Origin of the sequence: Rahnella sp. EDr1-12, assembly GCF_049206505.1 — a bacterium.
GTDB lineage: Bacteria > Pseudomonadota > Gammaproteobacteria > Enterobacterales > Enterobacteriaceae > Rahnella > Rahnella rivi.
This window is the reverse complement of the sequence record NZ_JBLZNY010000009.1, coordinates 24,683-42,130: the sequence shown is the minus strand read 5'-3', so window position 1 is coordinate 42,130 and position 17,448 is coordinate 24,683. Positions and strand designations below refer to the sequence as shown.

The following is a 17,448-nucleotide window of genomic DNA, read 5'->3' as shown; positions in this document are numbered from 1 at the left end:
CAATCGGACAATGATGATGACGGGACTTTCCGGCAAACATATTGTGCTCGGTATCAGCGGTGGTATCGCTGCCTATAAAGCACCAGAACTGGTACGTCGCTTACGCGAGCGTGGCGCGGAAGTACGCGTAGTGATGACAGATGCGGCTAAATCTTTTGTGACGCCACTGAGCCTGCAGGCGGTTTCCGGCTATCCGGTGTCTGATGACCTGCTTGATCCGGCAGCCGAAGCGGCGATGGGTCACATCGAATTAGGTAAATGGGCTGATTTAGTGCTGATCGCGCCCGCTACGGCCGATTTACTGGCACGCATGGCCGCCGGTATGGCTAATGACCTGCTGACCACGGTTTGCCTGGCAACCGCGGCACCCATTGCAGTGCTTCCGGCGATGAATCAGCAGATGTATCGCGCGACCGTCACGCAGGAGAATCTGCAACGGCTTGCAGCAAGAGGCACCTTGTTATGGGGCCCTGACAGCGGAAGCCAGGCCTGTGGTGATATTGGCCCGGGACGAATGCTCGATCCCCTGGTCATTGTCGATATGGCAATCAACCATTTCTCCGTACGCCAGGATCTGGCGCACTTGAACATTATGGTGACGGCAGGCCCGACGCGTGAAGCGCTGGATCCGGTTCGCTTCATCAGTAATCACAGTTCAGGAAAAATGGGTTTTGCGATTGCGAAAGCCGCCGCCAATCGCGGTGCGAATGTCACACTTATCGCCGGCCCGGTGACGCAACCGACACCCGCGAATGTCCGGCGTATAGATGTGGAAAGCGCACTGGAGATGCAACACGCGGTGCAGCTTTCTGCCAGTTCACAGCATATTTTTATCTCCTGTGCCGCGGTTGCAGACTACCGTGCTGAACTGATTGCTGATGAGAAAATCAAAAAGCAAGGTGATGAAATCACATTCAAAATGATTAAAAACCCTGACATTGTTGCCGGCGTGGCGGCGATGACAGAAAACCGGCCGTATGTCGTGGGGTTTGCCGCCGAAACCCAGAATGTGGAAGAATACGCGCGGCAAAAAAGGATCCGTAAGAATCTGGATCTGATTTGCGCCAACGATGTTTCACTTGCCGGGCAAGGTTTTAATACCGATAGCAATGCCCTGCATCTTTTTTGGCAGGACGGGGATAAAATCTTACCGCTTAGCGATAAATCCCTGCTTGGCCAACGTTTATTAGAAGAGATTGTCAGCCGTTATGATGAAAAAAATCGACATTAAAATTCTCGACCCGCGCATCGGTTCGACTTTCCCTTTACCGGCTTACGCCACGCCAGGGTCTGCAGGTCTGGATTTACGCGCCTGTCTGGATGCTTCTGTTGAACTCAAACCCGGCGAAACCACGCTGCTGCCAACCGGTCTGGCAATTCACATTGGTGATGCAAACCTGGCAGCGGTGATCCTGCCGCGCTCTGGTTTGGGGCATAAACATGGCGTGGTGCTGGGCAATTTAGTGGGTCTGATTGACTCCGATTATCAGGGACAGTTGATGGTTTCCGTCTGGAACCGTGGGCAAACAACGTTCGTGATTGAACCGGGCGAGCGAATCGCACAAATGGTCTTTGTGCCTGTGGTTCAGGCTGAATTCAATCTGGTGGAAGATTTCAACGCCAGTGAACGCGGTGAAGGTGGTTTTGGCCACTCCGGCCGTCAATAAGAACCTGTTCAGCACCGCAGATTTTGACGCGATATTGAACAGATCCTTATCACTATCAGACCGTAACAACACCAAGGGAACGAAAAAAGCCGCAGGATCATAGCGATTCATGCGGCAGTTGTGCGGTTTCTCCATGATTTTAGCCGTTTTTTAGCAAGGGTCTATTCAGACATGGCAGAGAAAGAAACGACAAAAAGGAACCGGCGCGAAGAGATTTTGCAGGCGTTAGCGCAAATGCTTCAGTCCAGTGATGGCAGCCAGCGGATCACGACCGCGAAACTCGCTGCCAGCGTAGGTGTTTCGGAAGCAGCTCTTTATCGTCATTTTCCCAGTAAAACGCGGATGTTTGACAGCTTAATCGAGTTTATTGAAGACAGCCTGATCTCGCGTATCAATCTCATCTTGCAGGATGAAAAGGATACGTTGAACCGGATCCGTCTGATTTTGCTGCTGGTTCTGGGTTTTGCAGAACGCAATCCGGGCCTGACACGCATCATGACCGGACATGCTTTGATGTTTGAACAGGACCGCCTGCAGGGCCGCATCAATCAGCTCTTTGAGCGAATTGAAGCCCAGTTGCGTCAGGTACTGCGGGAAAAGAAAATGCGTGAAGGCAGCGGTTTCACCTATGATGAAACGCTGCTCGCCAGCCAGTTGCTGGCTTACTGTGAAGGGATGTTATCGCGGTTTGTGCGCTCAGAGTTTAAGTACCGTCCCACGCAGGATTTTGATACGCGCTGGCCGCTCATCTCGGCTCAGTTGCAATAACGTCGCGTCGAAATAATGTGTCAGATGTTAAAAAGGGCCTTTCGGCCCTTTTTTTATTTTTGGCGAATCTTAAACGCCGTACGTCTGCTGATATGCACGCACAGCCGCCAGATGGTCAGCCATTTCGGTTTTTTCTTCCAGATAGTCGATGAGATCTGCCAGCGTAATAATAGAAATCACTTTGCAATGGTAGTCGCGTTCAACTTCCTGAATGGCAGAGATATCAGCGCGTCCGCGTTCCTGACGATCCAGGGAAATCAGAACCCCGGCGAGCGTCGCGTGGTTCGCATTGATGATTTCCATAGACTCACGAATGGCCGTTCCCGCCGTGATCACGTCATCAACCAGCATGACGCGCCCTTGCAGCGGGCTGCCTACCAGTAAACCGCCTTCGCCGTGATCTTTGGCTTCTTTACGGTTGAAGCAATAAGGCACATCGCGCTCATGATGCTCAGCCAGCGCAACGGCAGTGGTCGTAGCGATCGGGATACCTTTGTAAGCCGGGCCAAACACTAAATCGAAATCAATTTTTGAATCCATCAATGCTTCGGCATAAAAACGTCCCAGTAACGCCAGATCGCGTCCGGTATTAAACAGACCGGCATTGAAGAAGTAAGGGCTGATGCGCCCGGACTTCAGGGTGAACTCGCCGAATTTCAAAACCTGCTTGTTCAGTGCGAACTCAATAAATTGGCGCTGATAGGCTTTCATTGATGGTCTCCTCGTTAATCTCGTATTTCTGACATTGTCAGCCCGCAGGCCATAAAAAAGGCGACTTCTCAGTCGCCTTAAAAAATCATTCCGCCAGTGCCGCTTTCTGCGCCTGGAAGATGGTGTCGATTCCCTCTCGCGCGAGGGCCAATAAATTGAGTAACTCTTCGTGGCTGAACGGCTCGCCTTCGGCAGTGCCCTGCACTTCGATCATGCGGCCATCTTCCATCATCACCACGTTCATGTCGGTTTCAGCAGCGGAGTCCTCTACATACTCAAGGTCGCACAGCGCTTCACCCTTAACAATACCGACAGAAACCGCCGCGACCATGCCTTTCATCGGATTGGCTTTAAGTTTACCCGCAGCGACCAGCGCATTCAGCGCATCGGCCAGCGCAACACAAGCACCCGAGATAGACGCGGTACGCGTACCGCCGTCAGCCTGTAAAACATCACAGTCGAGGGTGATGGTGAATTCACCGAGTTTTTTTAAATCCACTGCGGCACGAAGAGAACGTGCGATCAGACGCTGGATTTCGAGAGTACGACCACCCTGCTTGCCTTTAGCGGCTTCACGCGGATTACGGGTATGAGTAGAACGCGGCAGCATCCCGTATTCTGCAGTGATCCAGCCCTGACCCTGGCCTTTCAGAAAACGCGGAACGCCTTCTTCTACCGTTGCGGTACACAGCACTTTAGTTTCACCAAACTCCACCAGCACGGAACCTTCAGCGTGTTTAGTGTAATGGCGGGTCAGTGTTACGGGGCGCACTTGTTGTGCATTTCGGCCTGCTGGACGCATGGGATAGTACTCCGGGTCGCAAATCATGTTTGGCTGCGCATTATACGGACTTCATGAGGTAATGCCTATCATGACCCGTCCACCGAGGCTATAATCCCTCCATCTTTACATTAACAGGTACGCATACATGATTCGTAGTATGACCGCTTATGCACGACGCGAAATTAAGGGTGACTGGGGCAGCGCAGCGTGGGAACTCCGCTCGGTAAACCAACGTTATCTGGAAACTTATATCCGTCTTCCGGAGCAATTCCGCAGCCTGGAGCCGGTCGTTCGCGAACGCATTCGTGCCCGTCTGACCCGTGGTAAAGTCGAATGTAATCTGCGTTTTGACCTCGATCCGGGTGCACAAAGCTCATTGCAGCTGAACGAAAAACTGGCTAAACAGCTGGTAGAAGCCGCGCAGTGGGTAAAAATGCAAAGTGACGAAGGTGAAATTAATCCGCTGGAAGTTCTGCGCTGGCCAGGCGTAATGCTGGCCGAAGAACAAGATCTGGACGCTATCAGCACCGAGTTGCTGCAGGCACTGGAAACCGCTCTGGATGATTTCATCAGCGCCCGTGAAAGCGAAGGTGCCGCTCTGAAAGTGATGATCGAACAGCGTCTTGACGGTGTCAGCGCAGAAGTGCTGAAGGTCCGCGCCCATATGCCTAATATTCTGCAATGGCAGCGTGAGCGTCTGGTCAGCAAGCTGGAAGATGCGCAGGTACAACTGGAAAACACACGACTGGAGCAAGAGTTAGTGCTGATGGCTCAGCGTGTTGATGTTGCCGAAGAGCTGGACCGGCTTGAAGCGCATGTCAAAGAAACACATAAAATCATGAAGAAAGAAGAAGCCGTTGGCCGTCGACTTGATTTCATGATGCAGGAATTTAACCGCGAGTCGAACACGCTGGCGTCAAAATCAATTAATGCCGATGTCACCACATCAGCCATCGAGCTGAAAGTGTTGATCGAGCAGATGCGCGAACAGATTCAGAACATCGAGTAATTTATTTGTACCGATGTAATAAAAACGCCTCAGGTCATCACAACCCGAGGCGTTTTTTTATGTGTCAGCGGTGAGGGGGATTATTTTTCCCAGCGTTTGAGCAGTACGCAGGCATTCACGCCGCCGAAACCAAAACCGTTCGACAAAGCATAGGTAATGCCATGTTTCTGCGCAGTATTACCGATGATATTCAGACCGGCAGCTGCTTCATCTTTGTTTTCCAGATTCAACGTTGGCGGAACAATCTGGTCACGGATAGCCAGAATCGTGAAGATAGTTTCCAGCCCCCCCGCTGCGCCCAATAAATGACCGGTCGCTGATTTAGTCGAGGTCACGGCCAGTTTACCGTCAGTCCCGAACAGGGTTTTAATCGCGTTGATTTCACCCAGATCGCCGACCGGTGTGGATGTGGCGTGAGCATTCAGATGCTGTACGTCTGAAGGCTGAATACCCGCCTGACGCAACGCAATTTTCATCGCGCGACCTGCGCCATTCCCGTCTTCTGCACCCGAAGTCATGTGATAAGCATCACCGCTGGTGCCGTAACCGACGATCTCAGCCAGGATAGTCGCACCACGGGCTTTTGCGTGTTCCAGCTCTTCGATGACCAGCATACCGGCGCCTTCACCCATGATGAAACCATCACGGCCACTGTCGAACGGACGGGATGCTTTCTCAGGATGATCGGTATGACCCGCTGACATCGCTTTCGCGGCAGCAAAACCACCCAGGCTGACAGTATCGATCGCCGCTTCAGCGCCACCGCACAATGCAACATCCGCCTCATCGTTACGAATCAAACGCACTGCATCGCCGATCGCCTGAACGCCTGCCGCACATGCGGTTACCGGAGCACCAATAGGGCCTTTAAACTGATGTTTAATGGAAACCTGACCGGCTGCCAGATTCACCAGGAATGAAGGAATGGTGAACGGAGACAAACGCTTAGCGCCACGACTGTCGTTGGTACGAACGGCATGGGCGATGGCCGGAAATCCGCCGATACCAGAACCGATGACGGTCGCGGTACGTTCCTGCTGCTCAGCGGTTTCAGCTTTCCAGCCCGCATGAGTGATCGCCATTTCGGCTGCGGCCATGGCAAACAGAATGAAGCGGTCCATTTTTTTCTGGTCTTTCGGCACGACAAACAGGTCCGGATCGAAACCAGACTCAGGGTCCTGTTCTTTAGTTTGCACCTGACCGCCGATTTTCACGCTCAGCGTTTCAACAATCTCATCCGGCAATACACGGATACCAGACTGACCGGCCAGCAGGCGCTTCCAGATAGTTTCGATATCACAGCCCAGAGGACTCACAGCCCCCATGCCGGTAATCACTACTCGACGATGAGTCATAAAATGTTCCTTCCTGTCCGTTAATGCATACGTTTTTGCAGGGGTTTTGATTCGTCCGGCAGAAACAGGGTCTTTAAAAGCTGACAGTATGTGACGAATTACGGTTTTGTAAACCCGTAACCCGAAAATTTTGTCTTCGTTATTTCGCCAGGCTTCGTAAAACCAGGCTGGTAATAGCGGTTACGCGTTCTTCCAACTGCTCGGGGGTTTTCTGTTCCAGCAGCAGCGGATGTGAGAACGGCGTCGTCACGGTAGTGATCGCCATACAGACTTCATCCAGCGGCGTTTTACGCTCAAACTCCCCGGATTCGCGACCGTCCGTGACAATTTTCTCAATGATGCTGTACATCGTAGCGCGATGATTTAACGTCGATTTCCACTGTTGAGCAGAGGCTATCGCAGCAAGATCATGCAGCTTTCTGTCCTGAAAGAAGAGATCAAGACTACGCGTAAGCAGTGTTCTAAAAAGGGATCGCAGGCGCAGAGTGGCACTTTGGTCACTTTGTGCAATCAGCAACAACGCATGATCAATTTGTCCGACACGTTGAGAACAAATCGCCTCGCCAATGGCCTGTTTAGACTCAAAAAATTTATAAATATAAGCACTTGAGACACCGATGGATTTTGCCAGATCGGCCACCGACGTTTTGGCATAACCGTAAAGCCGGAAATGCTCAAATGCTGCATTGATGATCTGCTCACGCCGTTCATGTTCGGCAGGTCCACGCTGAGTTAACGCAACCGGAATATCGGGTTTCATAAACTCCTCCGGATAGGTAAAGCAATTAAACGATGTGTGAGTGGGTAACGATTATACATATTCGTCACTATTTAGCAGAAGATATTTCCTGACAGGTTAAAAGGAAGTCGTGGGCCTGAGAGAGGGAGAGTGGCCTGTAAACAAGTCAGCAATGACGATTTTTCTAATCTAAAATTATTCCTGCCTCACTAAAATCCTTATACACCGAATGATTGAACACCTTTTCACATTAGTTTTTGTAATTTTAAAAACGATACAAAAGAAAAAATCAGTCGAGAGGAATTTAAAACCTGATTACTCTACGCGGCTACTGTTTCCTCATTTCTGATCCGTCCGGCGCACACTCATGTTACTCACTGTTCTTTATATTATTGGTATCACCGCAGAAGCCATGACCGGTGCTTTAGCTGCCGGACGTCGCAAGATGGACTCTTTTGGCGTCATCATTATCGCCTCTGCCACCGCCATTGGCGGAGGTTCAGTACGTGACATGCTGCTGGGGCATTATCCACTCGGCTGGGTAAAACATCCTGAATACATAATCATTGTTGCCTTTGCAGCCCTCCTGACAACCTGGCTTGCGCCATTAATGCAGCATCTGCGAAAGCTCTTTCTAGTGCTGGATGCGCTGGGTCTGGTGGTGTTCTCTATTATCGGGACACAGGTCGCGCTTGATATGGGCCATGGCGCTATTATCGCTTCCGTGTGTGCGGTGATAACCGGTGTATTCGGGGGTGTATTGCGGGACATGATGTGTAACCAGATCCCGCTAGTGTTTCAGAAAGAGATTTACGCAGGGATTTCATTCGCCTCGGCATGGGTTTATATCGGTCTGCAGTATTTCGCTATGCCGCATAACCTGGTGATCATCATTACCCTGCTGGTGGGTTTTGTCGCCCGTCTGATTGCGTTGCGATTTCGCCTCGGATTGCCCGTCTTTAATTATCCGCATTCGGATCACGACTAAGTTCCCGGCACGTTGCCCGTCACTGAAACGCGGGCACCTTTGCCTGCCTTAACGCTTCCGTTAATGCCATGACCTGCGGATGATGTATGAAGTCCGCGATTTGCCCGGTGCGTTTTTGTCCGATACCTGCGGCCGTTTCCCAGTCTTGTGGCGTCATTTCCTGAAGATGATTCCAGGAAGGCTGTTGCCCGGCAAATTTCACGGCAAAAGAGGGGAAACCCAACGCGGAAAGCCAGTGCCTGAAGCTTTTATTCCGCGCCAGCTGAATTTGCGCCATCAACTTCTTCGCCTGTTTAATGCCTATCCCCGGTACAGCTGACATCACGTCTTCATTCAGACCTAGCCAGTCGGTCAAAGAGTTGAGAGGAACGCCCTCAAGCAGTTTTTGCCAGGTGGCTCCCCCGAAGCCGGCCATATCCAGCGATTCCGGGCCACTTAACCAGATTAGCCGTGAGAGAAACTGCTGTTTGCAGCCTGGCTCTGGCGTAAAACAGGAAAGTGCCCCGTAGGATTCAGGATCTGGCAATACCCTTTCTGTGCGCTCGCGTACCCGCCACACCACATCATCCAGCCGTGGGATCCCCTGCCCGGCCAGTGAAACCGCCACCTGATCTCCTGCGATGACATCCCATTGCTTAAACCGGGAGATGGAACCCACATTCACTTTGCTTACCCACTTATCATCGAGCCTGAGTGGTTTCAGGTTCAGAATCACCGTCACCTTTCCACTTCGTCCGATGGTTGTGCTAACCCCGGCAACTTCCGTGAGTGCTTTGGCAGGCGGATATTTCCATGCAACCGCCCAGGTAGCAGGTTTATTTTGCCAATATTTACCTGCGGGTTCTTCTTCCTGCCGGATAACGACACCGTCGGTAGCGAACGGGAGAGGTTGGGTAAACCAGTTTTGCCGCCATTTATCGACATCATCCACCGAATGCACCGGAATCGTGAACTGGCCAACGACCGGGAATCCGAGCAGGCCTAACTGCCCAAGATGATCGGTCATCGTGGCCGGGCCGTTTGGCCATGACCAGATAAACACGCCCACTTGCGACAGCAGCTCAGTGCCAGCGGTGCGCATCATGGCTCCCGCGACTTTGGATCTCGCATTCATGCCTCCCACAACACTCTGCTGATGACCGGTCATCTTCAGATAAAGTTCGCCCTGCAAAATCAGCTCGGGGCGGGTATCCGGGATTTTGAGGGGGATTGACGGTATTAAAGGCACTTTGGCTGTCCAGTTTTGACCTTTTGCCCCGTCCCCACGGCTTAACAGCGCAGCAAGCTGCCCGTGCCGGTAGACGAGTGAGATGGCAATTCCGTCAACTTTAGGCTGCACCCAGAGATTTTTACGCCCGCGCATCCAGCCTGAAATCGCTTGCTTATCCCGCAGTTTATTAAGGCCGGTATGAGCTACCGGATGGGGATAAAGATCATTCACACCAACAGGTACTCCCGCGTCTTCTGAAGACTGACCGGCACATTGCAGCCACAAACGCTGTTTTTGGCGCAAATTATCGTAAACCGCATCTTCAACCGGGCTGCTGCCGGACTGGTGATAATCTTTGTCCCATTGCGCGAGTTGCGCCGTCAGTTGCCGGGTTTCCTCTGTCAGTTGCGCTGATGACCATGCTGGGCAATCCTGCGGCAGCTCATTGTTGGCGGGTACATAAAATGGCAGAAAGAACAGGCTGATAAGAAATACGATCCGGCGCATAGGCACCTCCTTGTGGCAGCCAGTAGACGCCAGTGTTTTCTTCGCTGCCAGCGCCACTTTTCCTCTTTGCGTGATGCCTTCCTGCTTATTTACTTGGTTGCAGCAACAGTAAGAAATTTTGGAATGTGGCGCGGAAATCTGGCAGGAAGGGCTGTTTTCTGTCGTGAAGTTGCGATGAAATACGACTGGACGCTGCACCGGATGCGGCGAGCGTGTATACTGTGCGGGAGATCACTCTTCGCATACTTCCTATCAACCCATTCAGTTGAAACGTCATCATCATGGTTCAAGGCACGCTATATATCATCTCCGCTCCCAGTGGAGCAGGTAAATCAAGTCTGATTCAGGCTTTACTTAAAACGCAACCGCTCTACGACACGCAGGTTTCTATTTCACACACCACCCGTTCAGAACGTCCGGGCGAGAAACATGGCGAGCACTATTTCTTTGTCTCTAAAGAAGAATTTCTTGAGATGATTGAAAGTGATGACTTTTTAGAGCATGCCGAAGTTTTTGGTAATTACTACGGAACTTCACGTGTCACCATTGAGCAAGTGCTGGCCTCTGGCGTGGATGTTTTTCTGGATATCGACTGGCAAGGTGCGCAGCAAATCCGTGCAAAAATGCCGCAGGCTCGCAGTATTTTCGTGTTGCCGCCGTCGAAAGATGAACTTGACCGACGCCTCCGTGGCCGTGGTCAGGACAGTGAAGAAGTGATCGCAAAACGTATGGCGCAAGCGGTGGCAGAAATGACACACTTTGCTGAATACGATTATTTAATCGTGAATGACGATTTTGATCTGGCGCTGTCGGATTTAAAAACCATTATTCGCGCCGAACGTCTTCGTCTGAGCCGTCAAAAACTCCGTCATGACGGATTAATCACCAAACTATTGGCAGACTGAAGTCACTTTCAGTATTATGCCCAGTCTTTCGTCCCCCTGTGGAGTAGCACATATATGGCACGCGTAACTGTTCAAGACGCTGTAGAGAAAATTGGTAACCGTTTTGACCTGGTGTTGGTGGCTGCTCGTCGCGCACGCCAGCTGCAATCTGGTGGTAAAGATCCACTGGTCGCTGAAGAAAACGACAAGGTCACCGTTATCGCTCTGCGCGAAATCGAAGAAGGCCTGATCACGAATAAGATCCTTGATGTTCGCGATCGTCAGGAACAGCAAGAGCAGGAAGCCGCAGAGATTCAGGCAGTCACTGCCATCGCTGAAGGTCGTCGTTAATTAACGAAACGGATCTCACTTGTATATCTTTGAAAGCCTGAATCAACTGATTCAAAAATACCTGCCGGAGGAGCAAATTAAGCGCCTCGTGCAGGCTTACCTCGTGGCGCGGGACGCGCATGAGGGGCAGACACGTTCCAGCGGTGAGCCTTATATTACTCACCCGGTCGCCGTGGCATGTATTTTGGCTGAAATGAGGCTCGATCACGAGACTCTGATGGCGGCGTTATTACACGACGTTATCGAAGACACGCCTGCAACCTACCAGGATATGGAACAACTGTTTGGCAAAAGCGTTGCTGAACTGGTTGAAGGCGTTTCAAAGTTAGACAAGCTGAAATTCCGCGATAAGAAAGAAGCACAGGCGGAAAACTTCCGCAAAATGGTCATGGCGATGGTGCAAGACATCCGCGTCATTTTGATCAAACTGGCTGACCGTACCCACAACATGCGCACACTGGGCTCTTTACGCCCGGACAAACGTCGCCGCATTGCCCGTGAAACGCTGGAAATCTACAGCCCGCTGGCACACCGTTTGGGTATCCATCATTTGAAAACCGAGCTCGAAGAGCTGGGCTTCGAAGCACTCTATCCGAACCGTTATCGCGTGATTAAAGAAGTGGTGAAAGCCGCGCGTGGTAACCGTAAAGAGATGATTCAGAAAATCCTCTCTGAGATAGAAGGCCGTTTGACCGAAGCCGGTATTCAGTGTCGTGTCAGCGGTCGCGAGAAGCACCTGTATTCGATCTACTGCAAAATGCACCTGAAGGAACAGCGTTTCCATTCCATTATGGATATCTACGCCTTCCGGGTGATCGTTAAAGAACTCGATACCTGCTATCGCGTGTTAGGCCAGGCGCACAGTCTGTACAAACCGCGTCCAGGCCGGGTTAAAGATTACATCGCTATCCCCAAGGCCAACGGCTATCAATCTTTGCATACTTCTCTTATCGGCCCGCACGGCGTGCCGGTGGAAGTACAAATCCGTACCGAAGATATGGATCAGATGGCAGAAATGGGGGTTGCGGCTCACTGGGCTTATAAAGAGAACAGTGAAACCAGCACAACGGCACAAATTCGTGCCCAGCGCTGGTTACAAAGTTTGCTCGAACTGCAACAAAGTGCGGGCAACTCGTTTGAATTTATCGAGAGCGTGAAATCGGATCTGTTCCCGGACGAGATTTACGTCTTTACGCCGGAAGGCCGCATCGTCGAACTGCCTGCAGGTGCTACGCCGGTCGACTTTGCTTACGCCGTGCATACCGATATCGGTCATGCCTGCGTGGGCGCGCGCGTTGATCGCCAGCCTTATCCGCTCTCACAGCCGCTCACCAGCGGCCAGACCATCGAAATCATCACCGCACCGGGTGCCCGACCGAATGCGGCCTGGCTGAACTTTGTTGTCAGCTCGCGGGCCCGCGCCAAAATTCGGCAGATGCTCAAGAACCTTAAGCGTGATGACTCTGTTTCGCTGGGTCGTCGTCTGCTGAATCATGCACTGGGTGCCGGTAAGAAACTGTCAGATATTCCGCCTGAAAACATCAAAAACGAGCTGGACCGTATGAAGCTCGCCGCGATGGATGATTTACTGGCTGAAATCGGTCTGGGCAACGCCATGAGTGTTGTGGTCGCCAAAAATCTGATGGGTGACCAGTCTTCAATGGCAACTTCAGGCACGCGCAATCTGCCTATCAAAGGTGCAGATGGCGTACTGATTACGTTCGCGAAATGCTGTCGTCCAATCCCAGGTGATCCGATTATTGCTCATATCAGTCCGGGCAAAGGTCTGGTTATTCACCATGAATCCTGCCGTAATATCCGTGGTTATCAGAAAGAACCTGAGAAATTCATGGCTGTTGACTGGGATGATCATCAGGAAACCGATCAGGAATTTATCGCTGAAATCAAAGTCGATATGTTCAATCATCAGGGCGCACTGGCGAACCTGACCGCCGCGATTAACGCCGCGCAGTCAAACATTCAAAGCCTGAGCACTGAAGAAAAAGACGGCCGTGTCTACAGCGCCTTTATCCGCCTGACGACCCGCGATCGCGTTCATCTGGCGAATATCATGCGTAAAATTCGTATCATGCCGGACGTTATCAAAGTTACCCGCAACCGAAACTGATTGTTATGACTCCAGAACGTTATGCACGTATTCGTGAAATGCTGACGGCTCGCCAGCCAGACCTGACGGTCTGCATGGAACAGGTGCATAAACCGCATAACGTTTCGGCGGTCATTCGCACCGCAGATGCCGTCGGTGTTCATGAGATCCACGCCGTCTGGCCTACAACGCGAATGAAAACGCTGGTTTCTTCTGCGGCAGGCAGTAACAGCTGGGTTCAGGTCAAAACTCACAAAACTATTCAGGATGCTGTCGCCAAAATGAAGGCGCAGGGCATGCAAATCTTAGCCACAAACCTGTCTGAAAAAGCCGTCGATTTCCGTGCAATTGATTACACCCGCCCGACCTGCATTCTGCTTGGCCAGGAAAAAACCGGTATCACGCCTGAAGCATTAGCACTGGCAGACAGCGACATCATTATTCCGATGATCGGTATGGTGCAATCTCTAAACGTGTCTGTCGCCTCGGCGCTTATTCTGTACGAAGCCCAGCGCCAGCGTGAAAACGCAGGGCTTTACCGCCGCGAAACCAGCCTGCTCAGCGAAAAAGAACAACAGCGTTTGCTATTTGAAGGGGGTTATCCGGTTCTGTCGAATGTGGCGAAGCGAAAAAAACTTCCACGCCCTTTCATTGACGATCAGGGGCAAATTGTTGCCGATGATGAATGGTGGTCAGCGATGCAAATGACGGTCAAAAAAAGATGAAAGGCCGCCTGCTCGACGCCATCCCGCTCACGTCACTTTCTGGCGTCGGAGCCAGTCAGGCAGATAAACTCGCTAAGCTCGGCCTTGAAACTATTCAGGATTTACTGCTCCACCTTCCCCTGCGTTATGAAGATCGCACCCGCCTGTATGCCATAAACGATTTACTGCCCGGCCTGTTTGCCACCATTGAAGGCGAAGTATTGCGCTGCGATATCAGCTTTGGTCGCCGCAGAATGCTGACGTGTCAGATTAGCGACGGCACCGGCATGGTGACGTTACGCTTTTTCAACTTTAACGCTGCGATGAAAAACAGTCTGGCGACAGGCCGTCGGGTCACTGCGTATGGTGAAATCAAACGCGGCACGATCGGCGCAGAAATCATTCATCCGGAATACCGCATTCAGGGCGAGAACAGCGAAGTCGTTTTACAGGAGTCGCTGACACCGGTTTATCCCACTACAGAAGGTATCCGTCAGGCGACGCTGCGTAAGCTGACCGATCAGGCGCTGGAATTGCTTGATACCGTGCCTATCGCCGAATTGTTGCCCGAAGAACTGAGCCGTTCGCTGATATCACTTCCTCAGGCGCTGCATTTGCTGCATCGCCCGCCGCCGGATATACAGCTGGCTGATCTTGAGAAAGGCCATCATCCGGCACAGCGCCGACTGATTATGGAAGAGTTACTGGCGCATAACCTCAGCATGCTGGCGGTTCGCGCGGGTACGCAAAGTTATAAAGCGATGCCGTTACATCACGACGATCGCCTGAAAAAACAGTTCCTCGCCTCACTGCCGTTCAGCCCAACCGGGGCGCAAGAACGTGTTGTGACGGAAATTGAGCAGGATCTGGCAAAGAGTTATCCGATGATGCGTCTGGTTCAGGGCGATGTGGGTTCTGGTAAAACGCTGGTGGCGGCTCTCGCGGCACTTTGCGCTATCGCTCAGGGCCAGCAGGTCGGATTAATGGCACCGACAGAATTGCTGGCTGAACAGCACGCCAATAACTTCCGCCAGTGGTTCGAACCGCTGGGGATTCAGGTAGGCTGGCTGGCGGGCAAGCAAAAGGGCAAAGCCCGGCAGGCGCAGCAGGATGCGATTGCCAGCGGTCAGGTTTCCATGGTGGTCGGGACTCACGCCATCTTCCAGGAGCAGGTACTGTTTTCTTCCCTTTCGCTGGTGATCATTGATGAACAACACCGATTTGGGGTGCATCAGCGTCTGGCGCTGTGGGAAAAGGGATTACAGCAGGGCTTCCATCCGCATCAGCTGATCATGACGGCAACGCCTATCCCGCGAACGCTGGCGATGACGGCCTATGCGGATCTCGATACCTCCGTGATCGACGAACTGCCGCCGGGCCGTACGCCGGTGACCACCGTCGCCATTCCTGACACCCGCCGCAGTGACATTATCAGCCGCGTCAAAAGTGCCTGCGAGCAGGAAAATCGTCAGGCCTATTGGGTTTGTACGCTGATCGAAGAATCAGAAATGCTTGAAGCTCAGGCGGCAGAAGCGACCTGGGAAGGGCTGAAAGAAGCACTTCCGGCGCTCAATATCGGGCTGGTGCATGGCCGAATGAAAGCGCAGGAAAAGCAGGCCGTCATGCAGGCCTTTAAAAAAGGCGAAGTGCAGCTTCTGGTGGCGACCACCGTCATTGAAGTCGGCGTTGACGTGCCGAATGCCAGCCTGATGATCATCGAAAACCCGGAGCGACTGGGTCTGGCGCAGCTGCATCAGCTGCGCGGCCGCGTTGGTCGTGGCGCAGTCGCATCCCATTGTGTTCTGCTATACAAAACGCCGCTCAGCAAGACTGCGCAGAAGCGTTTACAGGTTCTGCGTGACAGCAACGACGGCTTTGTGATTGCACAGCAAGATTTAGAAATCCGTGGTCCGGGAGAATTACTGGGCACGCGCCAGACGGGCAGCGCAGAGTTCAAAGTGGCCGATCTGCTGCGCGATCAGGCGATGATCCCGGATGTGCAGCGCATCGCGCGCTATCTCCAGCAGCAATTCCCCGACCATGCTAAAGCACTGATTGAACGCTGGCTGCCGGAGCGCGTTCGTTACACCAACGCCTGACTTTCCCCTCAGAAAACATAATTAAAAATGATGTTTTCGAAGAATACATTCCTCCGGGTTTTGTTCAAAACGGCCCGCACTCTCTTTCTTCACGGGTTATTTGATGACCTTCACAGACTGGCACAAAGTCGGTAACCGGTTTCATACCCCGCATCTACACTGATGATAATTAAGGCAACCCTGTGTGATTTCTTCATCATAAGGCCATTATCATTATGAGCATCAGTCAGTCACTCTTTCAGTTTATAGAACAAAAAATCAGTCCGTTCGCGGCCCGGTTATCTTCTCAGCGGCACGTTATGGCCGTGCGTGACGGCTTTATTTCAGCAATGCCGTTTATGATTGTCGGATCGTTTTTACTCGTTTTCGTGCATCCTCCTTTTTCGCCGGAATCATCATGGGGGTTCGCCCGCAGCTGGCTGGCGTTGTCAGCGAAATATGAAGTTCAGATACTCACGCCGTTCAATATGACCATGGGCATCATGTCGATCTACATCGCCGCCTCCATTGCTTACAATCTGGCGAGAAGCTACAAACTGGACCCGTTTATGACGGCCATGTTGTCGCTCATGTCTTTCCTGCTGGTGGCGGCGCCACAGGTCGATGAAAAGATGTCAACGGTAGCTCTGGGCGGCGTGGGGATTTTCACCGCGATACTGGTGGCCATTTACGTTACCGAACTGACGCGGTTGCTGAAAAAATACAATATCGGCATACGGCTGCCCGAGCAGGTTCCCTCGAACATCAAGCATTCGTTTGATCTGTTAATCCCCATTATTGCCGTCGTGATTACGCTTTTCCCCATCAGCTTACTGGTGCAGTCCGGGTTTGATATGTTGCTGCCACAGGCGATTATGGCACTGTTCGAACCTCTGATTTCTGCCGCTGACTCCCTGCCTGCCGTGCTTCTCGCGGTGCTGATTTGTCATTTGCTATGGTTTGCTGGAATCCACGGTTCTGCGATTGTTTCGGGCATGTTACAGGCTTTCTGGTTAACCAATCTCGGCCTCAATCAGACCGCTCTGGCCGCCGGATTGCCGATGACACATATTATGACCGAGGCATTCTGGAATTTTCTGATCGTCATTGGTGGCTCCGGCGCAACGATGGGGCTGGTGTTACTGTTCTGCCGCAGTAAATCAGCGCATTTGCGCACCATGGGGAAACTGAGCCTGGTTCCCAGCTGTTTCAACATTAATGAACCGGTGATCTTCGGCACGCCGATCGTCATGAATCCGGTATTTTTCATTCCTTTCCTTCTGGCGCCGATGATCAATGCCGTGGTCGCCTATCTGGCTGTTTCAACCAACCTTCTGCCGCACATGATGTCTCTGGTTCCCTGGACATCTCCGGCACCGATTGGTGCGGCGTGGGCGATGGGCTGGGATTTCAAAGTTTCAATTCTGGTCATCATGCTGATGGCGCTTTCCATGGTGATTTACTATCCATTCTTTAAAGTCTACGAGAAGCAGTTACTGACGCAGGAGAAAGCCGCGGAAGAGGAAAAAGTCTATACGGAGCAGGCAGACGCCCTGAATTAAGCCACGTTGAAAAGAGAAGATGGG

Annotated in this window: 16 protein-coding genes; 11 read left to right on the top strand and 5 right to left on the bottom strand. The window is 52.1% G+C overall.

The window, feature by feature from the left end; genetic code table 11:
- The first annotated feature begins 13 nt into the window (after positions 1 to 13).
- The 3 genes from coaBC (at position 14) to slmA (ending at position 2,435) form a co-directional block, all read left to right on the top strand.
- Positions 14 to 1,231, top strand: coding sequence for a bifunctional phosphopantothenoylcysteine decarboxylase/phosphopantothenate--cysteine ligase CoaBC (coaBC, locus tag ACO0U8_RS22540; protein WP_421671667.1), 1,218 nt, complete (start codon positions 14 to 16; stop codon positions 1,229 to 1,231).
- Entirely contained in the window at positions 1,209 to 1,667 is a 459-nt protein-coding gene (gene dut, locus ACO0U8_RS22535; RefSeq protein ID WP_056774445.1) for a dUTP diphosphatase, read from the top strand. Before coaBC ends, dut begins: the two co-directional genes overlap by 23 nt.
- A 171-nt stretch (positions 1,668 to 1,838) precedes the next feature.
- Entirely contained in the window at positions 1,839 to 2,435 is a 597-nt protein-coding gene (gene slmA, locus ACO0U8_RS22530; protein WP_056774442.1) for a nucleoid occlusion factor SlmA, read from the top strand.
- Positions 2,436 to 2,504: 69 nt separating this feature from the next.
- On the opposite strand, the gene pyrE is transcribed toward slmA, so the two are convergent.
- Together pyrE and rph are read right to left on the bottom strand one after the other, a co-directional pair.
- Positions 2,505 to 3,146, bottom strand: coding sequence for an orotate phosphoribosyltransferase (gene pyrE, locus ACO0U8_RS22525; RefSeq protein ID WP_056774439.1), 642 nt, complete (start codon positions 3,144 to 3,146; stop codon positions 2,505 to 2,507).
- Between the two features lie 85 nt (positions 3,147 to 3,231).
- Complete coding sequence (gene rph / locus ACO0U8_RS22520; RefSeq protein ID WP_056777524.1) at positions 3,232 to 3,948, bottom strand: ribonuclease PH; 717 nt, start codon at positions 3,946 to 3,948, stop codon at positions 3,232 to 3,234.
- A 127-nt stretch (positions 3,949 to 4,075) separates the two neighbouring features.
- Between rph and ACO0U8_RS22515 the strand changes: the two genes are divergently transcribed.
- On the top strand, positions 4,076 to 4,939 hold the full coding sequence (locus ACO0U8_RS22515; protein ID WP_122097101.1) for a YicC/YloC family endoribonuclease: 864 nt from the start codon (positions 4,076 to 4,078) through the stop codon (positions 4,937 to 4,939).
- 80 nt (positions 4,940 to 5,019) lie between these two features.
- Here ACO0U8_RS22515 and fabF read toward each other — a convergent pair whose 3' ends face one another.
- Both fabF and ACO0U8_RS22505 read right to left on the bottom strand, forming a co-directional pair.
- Entirely contained in the window at positions 5,020 to 6,294 is a 1,275-nt protein-coding gene (fabF, locus tag ACO0U8_RS22510) for a beta-ketoacyl-ACP synthase II (protein WP_056777531.1), read from the bottom strand.
- A 139-nt stretch (positions 6,295 to 6,433) separates the two neighbouring features.
- Positions 6,434 to 7,054: a TetR/AcrR family transcriptional regulator gene (locus tag ACO0U8_RS22505; protein ID WP_056777535.1), complete on the bottom strand. Its 621-nt coding sequence runs from the start codon at positions 7,052 to 7,054 to the stop codon at positions 6,434 to 6,436.
- A gap of 346 nt (positions 7,055 to 7,400) precedes the next feature.
- Between ACO0U8_RS22505 and ACO0U8_RS22500 the strand changes: the two genes are divergently transcribed.
- On the top strand, positions 7,401 to 8,021 hold the full coding sequence (locus ACO0U8_RS22500) for a trimeric intracellular cation channel family protein (protein WP_056777538.1): 621 nt from the start codon (positions 7,401 to 7,403) through the stop codon (positions 8,019 to 8,021).
- 19 nt (positions 8,022 to 8,040) lie between these two features.
- On the opposite strand, the gene ligB is transcribed toward ACO0U8_RS22500, so the two are convergent.
- Entirely contained in the window at positions 8,041 to 9,738 is a 1,698-nt protein-coding gene (gene ligB / locus ACO0U8_RS22495; RefSeq protein WP_421671657.1) for an NAD-dependent DNA ligase LigB, read from the bottom strand.
- A 281-nt stretch (positions 9,739 to 10,019) separates the two neighbouring features.
- Between ligB and gmk the strand changes: the two genes are divergently transcribed.
- The 6 genes from gmk (at position 10,020) to ACO0U8_RS22465 (ending at position 17,424) form a co-directional block, all read left to right on the top strand.
- On the top strand, positions 10,020 to 10,643 hold the full coding sequence (gene gmk, locus ACO0U8_RS22490; protein WP_056777546.1) for a guanylate kinase: 624 nt from the start codon (positions 10,020 to 10,022) through the stop codon (positions 10,641 to 10,643).
- Between the two features lie 54 nt (positions 10,644 to 10,697).
- Positions 10,698 to 10,973 (top strand): DNA-directed RNA polymerase subunit omega, encoded by a 276-nt coding sequence (rpoZ, locus tag ACO0U8_RS22485; protein WP_056777549.1) that lies wholly within the window; start codon positions 10,698 to 10,700, stop codon positions 10,971 to 10,973.
- Between the two features lie 19 nt (positions 10,974 to 10,992).
- Positions 10,993 to 13,101, top strand: a complete 2,109-nt coding sequence (gene spoT, locus ACO0U8_RS22480; protein WP_056777553.1) for a bifunctional GTP diphosphokinase/guanosine-3',5'-bis pyrophosphate 3'-pyrophosphohydrolase — start codon at positions 10,993 to 10,995, stop codon at positions 13,099 to 13,101.
- A 5-nt stretch (positions 13,102 to 13,106) separates the two neighbouring features.
- A complete protein-coding gene (gene trmH / locus ACO0U8_RS22475) occupies positions 13,107 to 13,805 on the top strand; it encodes a tRNA (guanosine(18)-2'-O)-methyltransferase TrmH (RefSeq protein WP_056777558.1) in 699 nt (232 codons plus the stop codon).
- Positions 13,802 to 15,883 carry an ATP-dependent DNA helicase RecG gene (gene recG / locus ACO0U8_RS22470; RefSeq protein ID WP_122097103.1) on the top strand — a complete coding sequence of 694 codons (2,082 nt, stop codon included), beginning with the start codon at positions 13,802 to 13,804 and terminating at the stop codon, positions 15,881 to 15,883. The genes trmH and recG overlap by 4 nt, the downstream gene beginning before the upstream one ends.
- A gap of 215 nt (positions 15,884 to 16,098) precedes the next feature.
- Positions 16,099 to 17,424, top strand: coding sequence for a PTS sugar transporter subunit IIC (locus tag ACO0U8_RS22465; protein ID WP_183850496.1), 1,326 nt, complete (start codon positions 16,099 to 16,101; stop codon positions 17,422 to 17,424).
- Positions 17,425 to 17,448 lie beyond the last annotated feature (24 nt).

Bases quoted from the DNA above. Each gene is read 5' to 3' on its own strand.
- coaBC (WP_421671667.1), top strand. From the start codon at position 14: ATGATGACGGGACTTTCCGGCAAACATATTGTGCTCGGTATCAGCGGT.
- dut (WP_056774445.1), top strand. From the start codon at position 1,209: ATGATGAAAAAAATCGACATTAAAATTCTCGACCCGCGCATCGGTTCG.
- slmA (WP_056774442.1), top strand. From the start codon at position 1,839: ATGGCAGAGAAAGAAACGACAAAAAGGAACCGGCGCGAAGAGATTTTG.
- pyrE (WP_056774439.1), bottom strand. From the start codon at position 3,146: ATGAAAGCCTATCAGCGCCAATTTATTGAGTTCGCACTGAACAAGCAG.
- rph (WP_056777524.1), bottom strand. From the start codon at position 3,948: ATGCGTCCAGCAGGCCGAAATGCACAACAAGTGCGCCCCGTAACACTG.
- ACO0U8_RS22515 (WP_122097101.1), top strand. From the start codon at position 4,076: ATGATTCGTAGTATGACCGCTTATGCACGACGCGAAATTAAGGGTGAC.
- fabF (WP_056777531.1), bottom strand. From the start codon at position 6,294: ATGACTCATCGTCGAGTAGTGATTACCGGCATGGGGGCTGTGAGTCCT.
- ACO0U8_RS22505 (WP_056777535.1), bottom strand. From the start codon at position 7,054: ATGAAACCCGATATTCCGGTTGCGTTAACTCAGCGTGGACCTGCCGAA.
- ACO0U8_RS22500 (WP_056777538.1), top strand. From the start codon at position 7,401: ATGTTACTCACTGTTCTTTATATTATTGGTATCACCGCAGAAGCCATG.
- ligB (WP_421671657.1), bottom strand. From the start codon at position 9,738: ATGCGCCGGATCGTATTTCTTATCAGCCTGTTCTTTCTGCCATTTTAT.
- gmk (WP_056777546.1), top strand. From the start codon at position 10,020: ATGGTTCAAGGCACGCTATATATCATCTCCGCTCCCAGTGGAGCAGGT.
- rpoZ (WP_056777549.1), top strand. From the start codon at position 10,698: ATGGCACGCGTAACTGTTCAAGACGCTGTAGAGAAAATTGGTAACCGT.
- trmH (WP_056777558.1), top strand. From the start codon at position 13,107: ATGACTCCAGAACGTTATGCACGTATTCGTGAAATGCTGACGGCTCGC.
- recG (WP_122097103.1), top strand. From the start codon at position 13,802: ATGAAAGGCCGCCTGCTCGACGCCATCCCGCTCACGTCACTTTCTGGC.
- ACO0U8_RS22465 (WP_183850496.1), top strand. From the start codon at position 16,099: ATGAGCATCAGTCAGTCACTCTTTCAGTTTATAGAACAAAAAATCAGT.